The organism is Mesorhizobium sp. LSHC412B00 (assembly GCF_000503035.1).
In the GTDB taxonomy this organism is placed as follows: Bacteria; Pseudomonadota; Alphaproteobacteria; order Rhizobiales; family Rhizobiaceae; genus Mesorhizobium.
In genome coordinates this window covers 462491-478627 of the sequence record NZ_AYWB01000002.1, presented here as the reverse complement: position 1 = coordinate 478627, position 16137 = coordinate 462491, and the positions used below count along the sequence as shown (strand labels likewise).

Sequence of the window (16137 nt, the reverse complement as noted above, 5' to 3'; positions counted from 1 at the left end):
GGGAGCACTTATTGATTTAGTGACCGCTAAAACGCTAAATTCAAGCAAAATTCTATAGAATGTCGCAAAAATGGCACATAAAATACCCACTGCGGTTTTTGAGTAACAGCCGTCCGAGTTTGAACAGGCAAGCGAAACCGCTCCGGGAAGGAGGACCGCAAGGCCACCTTACGACCTATTTGCTCCTGATAGCTTGACTATTTCTGGGTGTATTTTTTCAGCGAGGTGACCGACAACATCTTGGTTGGCGGCTACAATCGGCAGGATAATCTTAGCCCGCTTGCCAGAGCCTGGAACCGACACCCCGGTCTTTCTTCGACCTGAAGCGTGGGCATAAATCCCTGAGCCGGCGAATAAAGGCCGACAACTGCTTCACTGGCCAGCGTGCCAGCATAGGGCTCATATGACGGCCGATCAACGACTCGGTCAACCGAAGAGGTGACGGTACTTTTTGAGGCGGTTCTGTAGGCCATCGAATGCCGCAAGGTCCAAAAATCGCTCCAGTGAACCCGATAGCTGGTGAAACCTCAAAATAGTTCTTGCGGCGATTTTCCGTTAAAATCAAAAGCGCAATTTTTTTGACGGTTAGTGTCCGCCTTTTCGCAGCTCAGAAAAAAATCTGACTGGAATTGAGTCATACGCTGTTTAAACAATGCGGAACGAAGTGGTCGGTTGCGCCACCACTTTGCGGGACGACATACGAGAGTTGCAGGACGAGCGCGGTCAAACATCGAGGGCCGCCGGCTCGTTAGATACCACTACTCGTTCCTCCGCGCCATTCCAACAGGCTGAACTTCGAGGCAAGTGAGCCGGTCCTGGTCCGGCGCCTCGACTCGTAAATCCATTCCACCGATCACAACTGCCTGCAAGCTGCCGCTTGTTTGTTACTTCCCAAGTCTCATCGGCCATATCGAGGCGCTAGACCGTCAGCTGGTCGCGCGCTGTTGCCACAGCTGCCGATCTGCAATCGTCCCCATTTCCGCCGTTCTGGACCCTGTCTCCCAACGTTTGCAAAACGAGGTCAGCTATGGTCGGCAGTTTGGGGTCGCGGGAGCATACGGGATGATACGGGACCTTTCAGATTTTGGCCCACCAAAATCCAGCAAAATCAACAATTTCCGTTCGCCCTCCGGGCCCACCAATAACTCACGGCTTACGCCGAACTCTTTGTTTTGTGATCGCATCCGCGAAAAAGCACTCTACCGTCAAAGCTTTTCCCCACCTCTCGATAATTTCGCAAGCTGCCGCTGGCTATCGGCGGATCGTTGATGCGCAACTGTGACGGCGGTCGTTACCGTGGCTCGAGTGTCAGCAGATGTGGTAAGGCTGATTGTCGACGAGTAGCAGAGGGTCCAGCAACAATGACTTTGAGACGAACCAGAGCTTACGGCGGATCCGGCTTGGTTCTGGCGGTTTGCACTGTATTGGCTTGGCAAAACGCCACCGCCGCTCAAGATTGCTACGCAGCCGCGACGCCTGGCGTCAATTGGCAGGAGTGTGACAAAAAGCTTCTCATCCTGGAAGGACAGGACCTGAGCGGGGCAAACCTGTTCGGTGTTGATTTCACTTCGACCGACCTCAGGAACAGCAATCTCCTTGCGGCAAATTTTGAGAAGGCAACGCTTGTGCGCGCTTCCCTGGCCGGCTCGACCGCCAAAGGCGCCCGGTTCGACAAAATCGAGGCGTACAGGACCGACTTCAGCCAGATGGACGCGCAGGGCGCTGTGTTTACGGGCGCGGAAGTGCAGCGCTCGAATTTCCAGAACGCCAATCTGGTCAATGTTGATTTCACAAAGGCGGAATTGGGGCGTGCACAGTTCCATGACGCCGATATCAGCGGCAGCCACTTTTCGTTTGCCAATCTCGCGCGGGCGGATTTCCGAGGAGCGAAGTTCACCGCACCGATAGACTTTGACGGCGCTTTTTTCTTTCTGACCCGTATCGAGGGCCTCGATCTATCCAATTCGGCGGGTCTGTCCCAGTGGCAGCTCAACATGGCTTGTGGAGACGCCCGGACCGAGTTGCCTTCTGGCATGACGAGGCCAGAAGATTGGCCCTGTCAATTCCAGCAGGAATAGCCCGCCCGTCCGCTTCCCGCCCAAAGGCTGCCGGGCGGCAAAGCGCCTCAATTCAGTCCTCGGCCGCGGGTCAAAGCACGACACTGCGGGACATTTCCGGCAATCTCATTTACCGGCGAACGACAACGACCAAATGGAGGACGGATGCCCAAGGTCAAAGGTGATACCGCTCTGGACAAGGAGCGCGCCAAAACAGAGAAGCTCCTCAAAAAGGTTGGATACACAGCCTTGAAGGAGGCCGGTGTGGTATCCAAGCGACCCGACCTCCCAAATCTAAAGATTGAAAAGCGAGGGAAGTAGCGGACACTCCCATGCTGACCTGACCGAAGGCACGCCCAAAATGTAGACGTCTGCTTTGCCTTCTCAAGCTAGGAGTGTGCAGGCGGCGCTTGCGACAACCACAAAGCGGACTGCTGGGGCCGGAAGAAGCTGTCGTATTTCCGCCCCGGTGCGATCCGATACTTCACAACTTTTTCACTTTCCAATTGGGGGGCCATAGCAAATGAACGAAGAGACCGGCGTTCAGAAGTTGGTGCGCACGCTGCGTGCTCGAGCACCTGATGACGCAGCTGAATTGCTCGCTAGAGAGTCTCCCGAGTTCATCCGCGACACACTAAAGCTGTTGCCGGACGGGCACGCCCGTAAGGTGGCCGAGCATTTGCCACTGCATATGCGGCCCATCAGCTCTCATGACGGTGAGATGGGTTTCGCGATCCCCGAGTCGCTCGTCGACGTGATGGACCCGATCCCCGCCAGCGTTCCTGTCGGGACGACGGTTGCTGCCGCGGTGGAAGCTGTCAGAGGCGCCCAGGTGCCGACCGAGCTCACTTATCTCTACGTCACGGACGAGGGCAATAGACTGGTTGGCCTAGCGGTCCTGCGCGATCTGATGCTGAGCGAACCCGACGCGATTGTCGATCACATCATGCTGCCCAGGCCGTTCGCTCTTGATGTCGGTCTCTCTTTGAGTAACGCATGCAAGGCGGCGGTACGGCGTCACTATCCTGTCTATCCGGTGGTGGATGCGGAGAACCGGCTGCTCGGGCAGGTTCGCGGCTGGCGATTGTTCGAGCAGCAAATCATCGAGATTTCCGCCCAGTCTGGCCAGATGGTAGGCCTCCAGAAGGAGGAGCGCTCTTTTACGCCGCTGTTTTCAGCCTTCCTGAAGCGTCATCCGTGGCTGCAGTTGAATCTCCTGACGGCCTTCATGGCCGCATTCGTGGTCAGTTCGTTCACAGGCACGATCGAGAAGATCGTTGCTCTGGCGGCGTTTCTCCCGGTCTTGGCCGGGCAGAGCGGAAACACCGGCTGCCAGGCACTGGCTATGACGCTGCGTGGCCTTGCCCTGGGGGATGTGGACAAACGACCGAAGCTGCACTTGGTGATGAGAGAGGGCGCGCTCGCGGCCGCCAACGGCGTGCTCGTCGGCGTTGTTGCGGCTGCGGCGATGTGGTTCTATGCCTCGAGGCAACCGGCGTCGGCGGCGCAGGCGCCGATGCTGGCACTTGTGATCCTGCTTGCCATGTCCGGATCGTGCCTCATGTCCGGCATCTCCGGCGTGCTGATCCCGTTGGGCCTGCGCCGGGTAGGCGCCGATCCGGCGGTCGCCTCGGCGATCTTCCTCACCACCGTGACCGATATTGTAGGCATGGGCCTGATGCTGGGGCTGGCCACCATGCTCGTGCTGTAGCAAGCTGCGTGCGGTGACGCGTCCCTGGGCGTTGAGGCAATGAGCTGACCTCGCGTTCAAAGAAATTGCAAGACCCGGGCCGAATCGCACACGCCTCGTGAGAAGCACCTCCGGCAGCTCTCCGTCCCTTGCGAAACGCGACGGAAGGCCTTTGGAGAAGCCGTGGGTGACCTTGAAGCCTGGTGACCAGATACGCAGGATCGCCCACCCAATATTAATCTTGTCGGCTGTGCGATCCACTACTGATGAGATTTGATTTTGTTAAGCCTTGGGCCAAATACTTCAATCACGTGCAGCAATGTTGAGAAGAGTTTTTGACAATCAGCGCAGCCGAAATAGGAATAAACCCGATATCTTGTTGCGCAGCTGCAACAGCTGCTGAGGACTCGCATAAGTCCGGCGACCGTTCAGTCGCCTTTTTCTTGCAGTCGTGCTAAATCCCTCGCACTAGTCGGGTTTGGGGTGGGTTCTCGGCATGCAATCTTCGTTTCGAACGATCTTCGGCTTCGCCGCAGCGCTGCTTTGTGCCGGCGTGTTGCCGGCCGGCGCACAAGGTCTTTTTGGGGCCTATGACGATGCGTTTGCGGCCCGCATCGCCAGTCCGGCCGACAATGGAACGCTCGCCCAATTCGTCACGGTTGCGGTCAACGCTGGGCAATACGATCAGGCGATCTCCTCGATCGAGCAGTATCTGATCCAGTACCCCCGCGATGCGCGCGCCCGGCTTGCGGCCAGCCGGTTGTATTACCATGTCGGGTCCTATGAATTGGCCCGGCGGCAGGTGCAGTACGGCATCGAAGTCGGGGGTCTGACCGCAAGTGAGCAACAGGAAGCTGTTCGCCTGCTCGCCCGCATCGAGCGCGCGTTGCGTGGCGTCACCTGGGAACTCGCCCTGACCGGCGGCGTATTCAGCGCATTCACCGATTTTGAGCCAGGCGGGGCGCAGGACGACGACAGCTTCGTCTCGCCTTACGGGCAGGCGGAAGGTTTTGTGCGGTGGGACCTCGGCACGCCAAGTGCCGACGCGCTCGTTCTTTCGGGGTCGTTGACCGCGACTGAGCGTGTTTTCACGGAAGACCTGTCGGTTCCGGGTGGCGAGAAGACTTTTATCCACGGCAACGCAGCGATTACCTGGGACAAGGGACTGCCCAACAGCGGGATCGATTCGCTGCGCCTGCTGCTTTCCGCGTTTACCGTTACGGATCGTTTCGACAGCGACATTTACGAAACCGGCATCGGCCTCAGTGGACGTTTCGTCGTTCGCCCGACGGTCGAGACGACGCTCTTCGCCGGTGGCGGCTACATCGATCTAAGCGCCTCGCAAGGCATTTTCGCGGATAGCAGGGTCTTCTATGAGGCAGGCGGCAGCTACCGCTTCCGCAATGGCCAGGCGCTCGGCTTGCGCTTTGTCGGCTCGAATGACTTCGCTTCCGGATCGGGCGAAATCAGCCGCAGCTATACGGGCGAGGTCCGCTATGGCGGCCTGTTGATTAACGTACCGGATTTTTTCGCATGGTCGCACCAGATCGCCTTATCGGCCGGCCACAGCGACACTCCCGATCTGTCCGTCGGCATCGGCACAAATATCAAGAGCGACTTCTGGCGCATTGCCTCGGAAAGCGATTTTCAGCTGACGGAAGCGCAGAAGATCAGCGTCGATCTCGCCTACCGCAAAACCAACTTCGCCCTCGCCAACCGCGACCGAAAATCGTTCGAAATGCTCATGAGCTATACGTTGACGCTCAATTGAAAGAGGCCGCGATGAGGTATCATCAGATCGTCGTTTTTATCGCCTGCCTCGCCTTCGCGGCACCATCCGCTGCTGAGACGGTCGGGTCGATGACGGCCTATCAGACCATCATCGTCCGCAATAACGGCGGGACGATGAACGTTGGCGCCGGCGTCGAACTCGGCGACCAGTTGCGCAGCAATCCCACCGGTCTCGGAATGCTGGTGTTCCGGGATGAATCGAGCGCCAAGATTGGTCCAAACACCAGCCTGACGATCGATGAGTTCGTCTACAATCCGGGCTCCGGGTCGGGAAAGATCGACATCGGGATGAACAGCGGCCTGGCCCGTTTTTATGGCGGCCAGGTTTCGAAAGGGGGCGTCATGCAGGTTGCGACGCCGCACATGGTGCTCGGAGCGAGAGGCGGCATCATCGAAGTGCTGGTGGCAGCCGGCCAGACCGTCGGCATATTGCGCGCCGGCCGTATGACCTGCACGATCAATGGCAAACGGCTGGTCATCACGAACCCGGGCTACGCCTGCACGTCGGACGATGGCAAGCTTCTGGCCGGCTACGGCGGCATCGACGCCTTCCCGATCTTGGACAGTATCGACCGGATAGCGGGAACTGGCCTGCCGGGCGCACCGGGTCCTGGGTTGGACGTAAGCGCAATTTGTGCGTCGGCTCTAGGCTCCTCGCTCAAAGTCTGCGGGTCCAGGGACGGCGCACTGCCAGGAGTGGTCATGGAATTCCCTGACAGCCCAACGCCACCTGCGGGCAGCGGGGGGCGGCGGGGCGAGTGTGAGGGTGAGGGTTGCTGCTACTACTACAACTGCGATTAGGCCTGGCTGCACGAGATGAGCCACTCGGTCGGTAGGCGCTGGGCTGATTGGCGGCAAGCCGGCAGGCGCAAAATATCCGGCCTTGTGGTCGTGCTCCTGCTGCTCGCTTGCCATTTGGCTTTTGACGGGCCGTTGTCGCGCCTGCGTGAGCGGACGTACGACTTCTATCAGTTTCTCGCCCCACGTCAGGCGACGAGCAATCCTGTCGTGATCGTCTCGATAGACGACGACAGCCTCAAGGCACATGGGCGATGGCCCTGGAACCGTGGCCTCCTGGCCGATCTGGTCGATGGCATCACGCAATCCGGCGCGGCGGTGGTCGGGCTTGCGCTGGTACTCCCCGAGGCTGACACCTCGCCTGAGGGCATGGCCGGAGACAAGCGCCTGGCAGCGGCGCTGTCCAAAAATCGAACGGCGCTTGCCGTCAGCCTGGGCAATGAAGCGACGGTTTCAGAAGCAGAACCCAAAGCCGGCTGGTCGATCGTCGGGCAAGTACCCGATACACTTCCCGGCTTCACCGGTCTTACCGGCTCGCTTGCCGAATTCTCGAACGCCGCCGCAGGCCTCGGCGTGATTCGCACCTTGCCCGATCCCGACGGCGTACTGCGCCATGTGCCGCTGCTCTGGCTCCGCAATACCCCTCAACGCGCGCAGTTGTGGCCGTCTTTCGCACTCGAGCTCCTGCGCCTTTACGCTGGACAGGACGGTTACACAGCCCGGATGAATGCAGCCGGGTTCGACGCACTCAGGATGGCAGGCGCCATTGTGCCGCTCGAGCCGGAGGGGAGCATCCGCCTCTGGGAAACCGCCACGGACACGCCTCGCCTGTCTGCCAGCACTATCCTTTCGGGCCATGGCGATCCGCGGCTGCGGGACGCCATCGCCATTGTCGACCTGTCGGCTGTGGGCCTGACGCAGTACCTGCCCACGCCGACGAGTCCAGCGCGACCAGGAGCGGAGATCCACGCCGATGCGATCGGCCAGATGCTTGCCGGGCGCTTCCTGGCAGAGCCAGCGCACGCGCGTATGCTCGAGCGGCTCTGGTTTCTCCTCAGTGCCGTCGTTTTCATCGGGCTTTCCGGAGTGCTCGCCGGGCGTGTCGTGCTTGGCGCCATCTCCCTGGCGCTGCTGGCCGTCTCGCCGTTCGTGTTCGGCGCTCTCGAGTACAGCCTGCAGGGTGCACTCTATGACCCGCTGCAGCCGGCGCTTGCAACCATCATGGTTGCGGGCTTCGAAGGCTATGTCCTCTACAGGCGCAGCGAGCAGCGCCGGTCCACCCTGACGCGACAGTTCTCCCAATATCTGTCGCCCTCCGTGGTGCAGCGCCTCGCAAGCTCGGACACCGAGGCAATCCTGTCCGGCGAGAAGCGCGAGATCACAATTTTGATCAGCGACATACGTGGCTTCACGACCATGAGCGAACAGCTCGACACCCAAGAGATCGCCAAGGTGGTCAACCATTTCCTCGGCATTGCGACCGATGAGATCCTCAAGCGCGACGGCACCATCGACAAGTTCATGGGCGATGCGGTGCTGGCCTTCTGGAACGCACCGCTAGATCAACCCGATCATCGTGAGCGTGCGCTCGACGCGGGCCTGGCCCTTATCGAGCGGGTGAGGCGCGAAGACGCCGCCTTCACCGCAGATGGCCATCGCTCCATCGAAATCGGCGTCGCCATCGAGACCGGCATCTGCTCGGTAGGCAATTTCGGCTCCGAACGGCGCTTCGATTACACCGCGATCGGCTCCCCCGTGAACCGCGCGGCACGGCTCGAATCGACGACCAAGAAGCTGGGCATCCCCCTGGTGCTTGGACCCGGCTTTGCGGCAGGAGCATCGATGCCGGTCGTCCAGGCGGGCGCCTTTGAGCTCCAGGGTTTCAAGGGCGAGGTGCCGGTTTTCACCGTTCCGGAGATGCAAGCTGCTCAACAAGGTATGAGCCGCGAAGTAGAGAGCCAACGTGGTGAGCAATCTGGCGCCCCCGCCATGGTGGTTGGTTCGCCGCCATCCGTGCAAATGGCGGCGGTTGACCTGACACCCCGAACCCGGAGCATCCGCTGATCGGATCCAGCGGATCGCAAGATGCAATTGTCACGGGCACAGACGGACATCTTGTTTCGGCGACCATCGAGGGATGCGACGGCTTGCGTCACTCGTCCTTGAAAGTCACCTTCATATGTTTTTGGACCATCGAGGCGAGGTCCTCGGCATCCCAGTTCGTGAGCCTGATGCAGCCGTGAGAGAAGGTCTTCCCGATCTTGCCGGGTTCGGGCGTGCCGTGAATGCCGTAGCTTTCGATGGAGAGGTCGATCCAGATTGATCCCACGGGATTGTTAGGGCCGGCAGCAATGGTGAAGGGCCGCTTGGTTTTGACTCCCTTGAATGCAAAATCGGGATCGTAGTGATAGGTCGGGTTGTGCACCACCCTTTGGATCTCTGCCTGCCCACTTGGTGCCGGCTTCTCGTCGCTCCCGATCGAGGCAGGGTAGACGGCAAACGCTTTATTGGAGGGGTCGAGCACGCGCACCTGATGAGCGCCTTTGTCGACTTCGACGCCGGCAATGGTGGCGGGAGGTTCACCCCGGCCAACATCTGGTACCAGCAGCGTGGTTCCAGCTTTCCTGAATCCGGTGCCTGGGTTTAGCCTCCTGAGCAATGGTTCGCTCACATGGAAGCGCTCCGCCAGCTTCTCGATCGAGTCGTGATAGCCAAGCCTTCTCAGGCGAGCCATCCTCTCCATGCGCCCCGGAATGCGTTTGGTGAAGGGGCCGCGTACATCTTTGCGGGTCAGTTCATAGGTGACCAGAGCTGGGCTGGTGGAGGTTGCCATCAGCTTGTCCCAAGTCGCCTGGGTGAGCTTGCCATCTGGCGCCAGTCCGTTCGACGCCTGGAAGGCCTTGATCGCCTTGGCGAAGTTCTCTCCAAGGCGGCCGTCGATGAGCCCCGGTGAGAAGCGCGCACGATCCAAAAAAATTTGCGCCTTCAGCACAGCAGGATCGAGCCCTTTCGGATCGCCGCCGGAGAATTGCGCCTGATTTACCGCGGCTAGGTCCAGCTTGGCCGCCTCCGTCCCGCCGCATGCGAAGGCGAGTGCAATGGCGAGGAGGAGAAGGAGCCTGATCATCGATGTCACTCCTTACGTTAAATCGCACCTGATCTGCTTCTATGACGCGCTGTGGCAGATCTGGTTCCATTCGCCGGTAGGAGGATCATAGGCAACCAGCCTTACGCTGCCGACCGGTCCGAGACGTTCGATGCCCATGCCTTGCCCCTCACGAGAGGCGTTGCTGGCCGCGCAGATCGGCAGTGTAAAAATGGTCTGGCCATGTTGACGTGAGCTTCTACCTTCAAACTGCCCACTACCTGGACCGGCAGTCAAATGGTCTCAGGGCAGCAAGTGAGGAGATGCGCTGGGAACCGGCTTGTCGGGCGGGTATTCTATTGATCTTCGGTATCGATAGATCCATGTTCCGTCGTCACTGTGATCGCGTTGTCGCCCGCGATTGCCCTAGCGTATTCGAAGCGCTCCAACTTCTGTTCTGCCGATAGGCCTTTGAACATCGCGGTGGCCGAGTTCGTGATTTTGAAGTCGCCGCAACTCGGACAGCGAAACTCCCGGATGTCACCAACTGTCTCCGAATTAACGAGCGCCTGCTCATCTGTAATCGGGCAAATTGCGGCCATCCAAGCCATCGTGGTCCTCCGTCCTAAGGCCGTCCTCGATTACCCAAAAGGCATCGTCGAGTGCAAAATCCATTTCTGCCGACGCTCACCCCACCTGGAGTACTCCACCGAGTAGATTGCGCTCTCCACTCTCCAACCCAGAATGTGGATTAAAGCCAGTTCCTCGGCGAGCGATTTGCTGGTGGGCGGTAGGCGCTCTCGCTCTGGAGCCTCTCCCAAAGGATCGGAGATGTTCATGCGTCATGGTCCAAAGTTGTCCCAAGGTGGGTTCTCACCAAAGCGGGCGGCGAGAAGCGTCACAAAGCTTTGAACTTTGGCGGAAAGATGCCTTCTTGACGGGTACATCGCGTAGATCGACCGGCTTACCGGCTTGAACTGGGGCATCACTGTCTCCAGCTGGCCCGAACGAATGGCTTCTCCAACAAGGAAAGTGGGGCAAAGTACTATGCCTGCTCCACCCAGCGCCGCATCGCGCAGGAGCTGCCCGTTCGTTGCCGTCATCCGTGCAGTGATTTTTACCGCCACTTGCCCCTTTGGTCCGTCGAACCGCCATTTTCCGCGGCTGGCGCGCAACGCGTAGTCCAGACAATCATGGTCGTGGAGATCCGACGGCTTTGTCGGACGCCCGCGTCTGTCCAGATAATCGCGCGAAGCGCAGACCACCTCGCGTGACGGCGCGATTCGGCGAGCAACCAGATTGGAAACCGTGAGTGGAGCGATGCGTACCGCGACATCCAGGCCCTCTTCCACGATGTCAACCACACGGTCGTCCAACACCAACTCAACCGACACCTCCGGGTAGACCGCGAGATATTCTGCAACGACTCTCCCAAGGTGCATCGCGCCGAAGGAGATCGGCGCGCTGACACGCAGTGAGCCGGTCGGACGTGTCTTGCTCTCGGCCGCGCTCGTACGAACTTCCTCGACATCCTCGATTATGCGCAGACTGCGCTCGTAGACGGAGGCGCCGAGCTCTGTCAGGCTGATGCGCCGGGTCGTCCGGTTGAGAAGGCGTGCGCCAAGCCACTCTTCCAGCATTTGGACATGCTTGCTCACGGCCGCTGGCGATAGTCGCATCCGCTTGGCCGCTCCAGCGAAGCTGCCTTCACCGACGACGTTGGCAAACACGGTCATGCTGGTCAGCCGGTCCAACTGCAATCACCTCTTTCATTCACGTTTCGTGAATTCACCATCCATATCTCCCTCGATTATCAATCCGCAGTGGACAGATTATCTGAAACCAGGCCGGGATCAATTGCCCGATCCGTCTCTCTAACGTTTGCCCGAAACGTTGGCGTCGAGTGCCTTCTCGCGGGCTGGAGGTGATCATGTCTCTGACCAAAGCAGCCCTTCGGGAGAAACAGGGAGCCACTTTTCGCATGTGGCTCTCCGTGCTCACTGTATCGCTGGGTATTTTTTCGATGATCACTGCGGAGCAACTCCCTGTGGGGCTGATTCCGGCAATTTCTTCCGAGTTGAATGTCTCTATTGGGAGTGGCGGTCTCACGGTGACGATACCCGGCGTAATTGCGGCGTTCGCTTCTATCGGTTTGCCGTTGGCAGTGGGGAGGCTCGACCGGCGTATTCTGATGGCGGGCCTGCTCGCGGTAATGGCTGCGGCGAGCGTGATTTCAGCGCTCGCAACGAACTTTCCCGTTCTGCTCGCGTCCAGGCTGCTCGTCGGGATCACCATCGGTGGCTTTTGGGCGATAGCCGGAAGCATCGCAGTACGCCTTGTTCCTGGACCGTCCGTGCCGCGCGCCATGACTACTGTCTTCGGCGGTGTAAGTGCCGCTGCGGTGCTGGGCGTGCCGGCCGGCACGATCATCGGTGATCTAGTCGGCTGGCGCGGCGCGTTCTGGTCTCTCGCCGGCCTGAGCTTTGCCATACTGCTCGCCGCCCTGCTTGTGCTTCCGAAGCTGGAGGCGGCGCAGCCTGTGGAGGTGAAAGCCCTGCGTGCGCAATTGCGCAATCCCGCCCTTCTGGCGGGCGTGGTTGCGACCGCACTGCTGGTGGCTGCCCACTACGGTGCCTACACCTTCGTGAGCCCGGTGTTGCTGGAGGTCTCGGGCGTCACTGCAGGGAGCATAGGCTGGCTACTGTTGGGGTATGGCATTCTCGGAATGATTGGCAACGCCGTCGCAGGCGTCTGGGCCGCAAAATACGTCGGTCGCACATTGGCCTGCGTCGTCATTGGGCTCGGGGCCACGCTGGCTCTTTTCCCGTTGCTCGGGGTCACGCCGCTCACAGGAACCATCCTGCTGCTGGTGTGGGGCTTCGCGTATGGCGCGGCGCCCATTACGCTGCAGACGTGGGTGCTGAGTGCAGCATCAGAAAGCGCGGAGACCGCGACGGCCATCTACTGCTTCACTTTCAATCTTGCCATCTCCGTGGGTACCCTAGCGACCAGTCAGATCGTCGACACGATGGGCGTGAACAGGGTCCTCTGGGTCGATTCCGCCATCATCCTGCTGGTGCTGCTGCCGGTGTGCCGCGCACCCATGCTTAACCGGAACATCGGAAACTCGTAGACAGCAAGCCATCCTGCGCCGCCATCTATGATGCTGTGTAGGTTGAAGTAGACCTTCGTTCCTCTGTCTTGAAAGTCACGCGCGTCACATCAAACGCGGGTTCCGCCGCACCGTGCGGGTGCCGATGCTTTGCGCCCCCGGAGGACAACTGGCTACTTGAAAAAGGACTTGATCCCCTCGTCGATATGTGTGCTGATATGAGATCGATCTCATGCCGCGCTCTCAATTACTGTTTCTCTACGGGAGCGCGCTCTGGGAAGCATATGTCTGAATGACGATGAAGAGGGAGGTTCAAGTGAGGAAATTGATCGCGTGGCTGGCCTTGGCCACTACCACGCTCGCGTTCGCGTCTGCGGCGTCGGCGGGTGAAACCATCGACCGGGTTACCTCGAAGAAGGCAATGGTGGTCGCCACAAACAGCGGTTGGCCGCCGCAGAGTTTCCTCGACGACAGCAATCAGTTGGTCGGCTTCGATATCGACGTCTCGAAGGAGATCGCACGGCGCTTCGGTGTGGAGGTCAGTTTCGACACGCCGGACTGGGCGACGATGACGGGCGGCCATTGGCAGGGACGCTACGATCTGGGTGTCGGCTCGGTGACGCCGACCAAAGCGCGGGCCAAGGTGATCGATTTCGAAGGCATCTATTATTATAGCCCCTACGTTTACGTGGTTCACAAGGACAGCCCGGCCAAATCGGTCGCCGACCTGAACGGTAAGATCATCGGGGTCGAGACCGCCACCACGTCGGAGGATTTCATCCGCAGACAACTCGAGATCGATGCTCCCGGCCTGCCGCCCATCGAATACAAGCTGGAGCCCGGTGAGATAAGGACTTTCGCCGACTCAATGCTGCCGTTCGACGATTTGAGGCTCGGCGACGGCGTGCGCCTCAACGCGGTCATCGCACCAGAACAGACGGCTCAAAACGCGATAAAGAACGGCTACCCGTTGCGTGTCCTGGAAGGCGGCTATGCCTTCCGTGAGCCACTGGTGGTGATCGCGGAAAAAGGTGATGCCGAGTGGAATGCCAAGATCGGCGCCATTCTCGACGAGATGAAGAAGGACGGTACCCTCGCGAAGCTGACCACCAAGTGGTACGGCAAGGATTACAGCGCCGACTGAGGAGCGTCGTGGATAAAGCTTGAGCGGGATGCATTCAATTGAACATCCCGCTCCATCTGTTTTGTTTCAGCCGCGTTTCCACGACACCGGGCGGCTCCGCCTGCCTGCAAAATGCTCTAGTGCCGCCACCTCATCGTATTGATCATGACATGTCCTGACACCTATTACCGACGCACGCTTGCCGACAACACCATCAGACCGCCGCTGAGCGGCGTTTCCGAGTGCGAGACAGTCGTTGTCGGCGGCGGACTGGCCGGCCTGACGACGGCGTTGCAGCTGGCTCGCGCCGGCCAGCAGGTCGTCGTGCTTGAGGCGCAGCGGATAGGCTTCGGCGCTTCCGGTCGCAATGGCGGCTTTGTCAATCCCGGTTTCGCCACCGGCACCGACAACATCGCCGCGATGGCCGGCGTCGACGCGGCACAAAAACTGCACCGCCTGTCCATCGAAGGCGTCGACTTCGTGCGGCAGACGATCCGCGATCTCGACATCAAGGCGGCAGAGCCGCGCTCCGGTATATTGAGCGTGCTTCGCCACGATGGTGGCGCCGCGCTCAAGGCATATGCCGAGCAACTGGCGCGGGATTTCGACTATCGGCTCGACTATCTCGATCGCGACCAGGTGCGAGCGGTGCTGCATTCGGATCGCTACCACCAAGGCCTGCGCGATCCCAGCGCCTTCCACATGCATCCGCTTAACTATCTGCGCGCCGTTGCTGGCGAGATCGAGCGGCTGGGCGGCAGGATATACGAGAGAACGGCTGCCGTTGAAGCCAACCTTGACGGCGCCGAAAAGATCTTGCGTACCGACAGCGGCGAAGTGCGCGCCCGCCAGGCCGTAGTTGCCACCGGCGGATATACGGGCCCACTGGTCGGCCGGCTGCAGCGGGCATTCCTGCCTATCGCCACTTACGTTATGGTGAGCGAGGACGCGCCTGACCTCATCGCCAAGGCGATTACGACGACCGACGCCGTCGGCGATAACCGTCGCGCAGGCGATTATTACCGTGTTGTCGAAGGCGGCAGGCGGCTGCTCTGGGGAGGGCGCATCACCACCCGGGCAGCCTCATCGGGCGTGTTGGCGAGGCAATTGCGCCGTGAGATGGTCACCACTTATCCGCAGCTCGAACACCTCAAGACCGAACTCGCCTGGTCCGGGCTCATGTCTTATGCCCGGCACATGATGCCCCAAATAGGCCCGTTGCAGCCGGGCGTCTGGTACCTCACGGCTTTTGGTGGCCATGGCATCAACACCACGGCGATCGCCGGCAAGTTGATCGCCGAAGCCATACTGGCACAATCGGACCACTACCGGCTGTTCGCACCATTCGGCCTTGCCTGGGCGGGCGGCCCGGCTGGACTTGCGGTTGCGCAACTCACCTACTGGAAGCTGCAGGCGCAGGATTGGTGGCGCGAGCGGGCCCGCTGACCGCAGGGAGATCGAAGACGTGATCGGCCGACTATTGCTCAACCACCCGGACGCGGCGCGCCGCGTTGGCGTGTTCTTCGTGCTCGCCGCCATCGCCGCCGGCCTGTATGGGCTCGGCATCAAAGCCAGTTGGCTCGGCAAGCTCGTTCCGTGGTCCGTCGAGTGGCTCGCCGCCAACCCGGACGTCGGGCGGGCGGTCTCGGCGGTGCTGATCGCATTGATCTTGGTGGCGAACTGGAACGCGCTGCGGTATCTCAGCCGCAAACAGCAGATTGTGGCAGTCTGGATAGAGCTGTTCGTGTTGCTAATGTTGTTTTTCTATTCCTTCGACTTGTCCTTCGCGTTCATCGCCAAGAAGATCGGCTTCCTCGTCTCGAAGGGTGTGGTGACGACCCTCTACATTTCGGCGATTTCGATCGCCATCGCCACCCTCATCGCCTTCGTTGGCGCCATCGCCAAACTTTCCCGCAACGGCGTGGTCTATGGCTTGGCGACCTTCTATACCTCTCTGTTTCGTGGCTTGCCGTTGTTGATGCAGATCTACATCATCTATCTCGGCCTGCCGCAGATTGGCTACGTGATCGGCGCCGTGCCGGCCGGCATCATGGCGCTGTCGCTCTGCTACGGCGCGTACATGACCGAGATCTTCCGCGCCGGCATCGAAAGCATCTCGCGCGGCCAGACCGAGGGTGCTACGGCACTCGGCCTTAGCGCTAACCAGACGATGTTCCTGGTGATCCTGCCGCAGGCGATGCGGGTCATCGTGCCGCCAACCGGCAACCAGTTCATTGCGATGCTGAAGGATTCTTCGCTGGTCTCGGTGGTCGGGGTCTGGGAGATCATGTATCTCGCACGCACGCAGGGCCAGACCGAGTTCCGCCACATCGAGATGCTCATCACCGCCTCGATGATCTATTGGCTGCTCTCGATGGGGCTCGAGTTCCTGCAGTCGCGGATCGAGGACCGGTTTGGGGGCGCTCACTCAAGCGCTGAAGTCATCCGTGATCTTCGCCAAAGCGAGTTGCACAGCACCGC

At 60.1% G+C, this 16137-nt stretch carries 11 protein-coding genes and 1 pseudogene; 9 read left to right on the top strand and 3 right to left on the bottom strand.

Features of this window, described 5'->3' with window-relative positions; translation table 11 throughout:
* Positions 1–1361: 1361 nt before the first annotated feature.
* The 5 genes from X757_RS158125 (at position 1362) to X757_RS158145 (ending at position 8400) form a co-directional block, all read left to right on the top strand.
* Positions 1362–2078, top strand: a complete 717-nt coding sequence (locus X757_RS158125; protein WP_023687777.1) for a pentapeptide repeat-containing protein — start codon at positions 1362–1364, stop codon at positions 2076–2078.
* A gap of 502 nt (positions 2079–2580) precedes the next feature.
* Positions 2581–3768: a magnesium transporter gene (locus tag X757_RS158130; protein ID WP_023736095.1), complete on the top strand. Its 1188-nt coding sequence runs from the start codon at positions 2581–2583 to the stop codon at positions 3766–3768.
* A gap of 535 nt (positions 3769–4303) precedes the next feature.
* Entirely contained in the window at positions 4304–5518 is a 1215-nt protein-coding gene (locus tag X757_RS1000000167795) for a M48 family metallopeptidase (protein WP_198024393.1), read from the top strand.
* Positions 5515–6339, top strand: a complete 825-nt coding sequence (locus X757_RS158140) for a FecR domain-containing protein (RefSeq protein WP_031251132.1) — start codon at positions 5515–5517, stop codon at positions 6337–6339. The genes X757_RS1000000167795 and X757_RS158140 overlap by 4 nt, the downstream gene beginning before the upstream one ends.
* A 15-nt stretch (positions 6340–6354) precedes the next feature.
* Positions 6355–8400 carry a CHASE2 domain-containing protein gene (locus tag X757_RS158145; protein ID WP_031251131.1) on the top strand — a complete coding sequence of 682 codons (2046 nt, stop codon included), beginning with the start codon at positions 6355–6357 and terminating at the stop codon, positions 8398–8400.
* 88 nt (positions 8401–8488) lie between these two features.
* On the opposite strand, the gene X757_RS158150 is transcribed toward X757_RS158145, so the two are convergent.
* From X757_RS158150 to X757_RS158165, 3 genes are all read right to left on the bottom strand, one after another.
* Positions 8489–9463: a L,D-transpeptidase gene (locus tag X757_RS158150; protein WP_023725545.1), complete on the bottom strand. Its 975-nt coding sequence runs from the start codon at positions 9461–9463 to the stop codon at positions 8489–8491.
* 314 nt (positions 9464–9777) lie between these two features.
* Positions 9778–10032: a hypothetical protein gene (locus X757_RS158155; protein WP_023699977.1), complete on the bottom strand. Its 255-nt coding sequence runs from the start codon at positions 10030–10032 to the stop codon at positions 9778–9780.
* Positions 10033–10263: 231 nt separating this feature from the next.
* Positions 10264–11175: a LysR family transcriptional regulator gene (locus X757_RS158165; RefSeq protein WP_023725543.1), complete on the bottom strand. Its 912-nt coding sequence runs from the start codon at positions 11173–11175 to the stop codon at positions 10264–10266.
* 176 nt (positions 11176–11351) lie between these two features.
* Here X757_RS158165 and X757_RS158170 point away from each other — a divergent pair, with 176 nt between their 5' ends.
* From X757_RS158170 to X757_RS0133540, 4 genes and pseudogenes are all read left to right on the top strand, one after another.
* Complete coding sequence (locus X757_RS158170) at positions 11352–12554, top strand: MFS transporter (RefSeq protein ID WP_023725542.1); 1203 nt, start codon at positions 11352–11354, stop codon at positions 12552–12554.
* A 295-nt stretch (positions 12555–12849) separates the two neighbouring features.
* Positions 12850–13677 carry a transporter substrate-binding domain-containing protein gene (locus X757_RS158175; RefSeq protein WP_023725541.1) on the top strand — a complete coding sequence of 276 codons (828 nt, stop codon included), beginning with the start codon at positions 12850–12852 and terminating at the stop codon, positions 13675–13677.
* 144 nt (positions 13678–13821) lie between these two features.
* The gene (locus X757_RS158180) at positions 13822–15102 is read left to right on the top strand and encodes an FAD-binding oxidoreductase (RefSeq protein WP_023725540.1); all 1281 of its coding nucleotides are present in this window, start codon (positions 13822–13824) and stop codon (positions 15100–15102) included.
* 19 nt (positions 15103–15121) lie between these two features.
* Positions 15122–16075 (top strand): annotated as a pseudogene (locus tag X757_RS0133540) (amino acid ABC transporter permease); the annotation flags it as partial.
* Between the last annotated feature and the right edge of the window lie 62 nt (positions 16076–16137).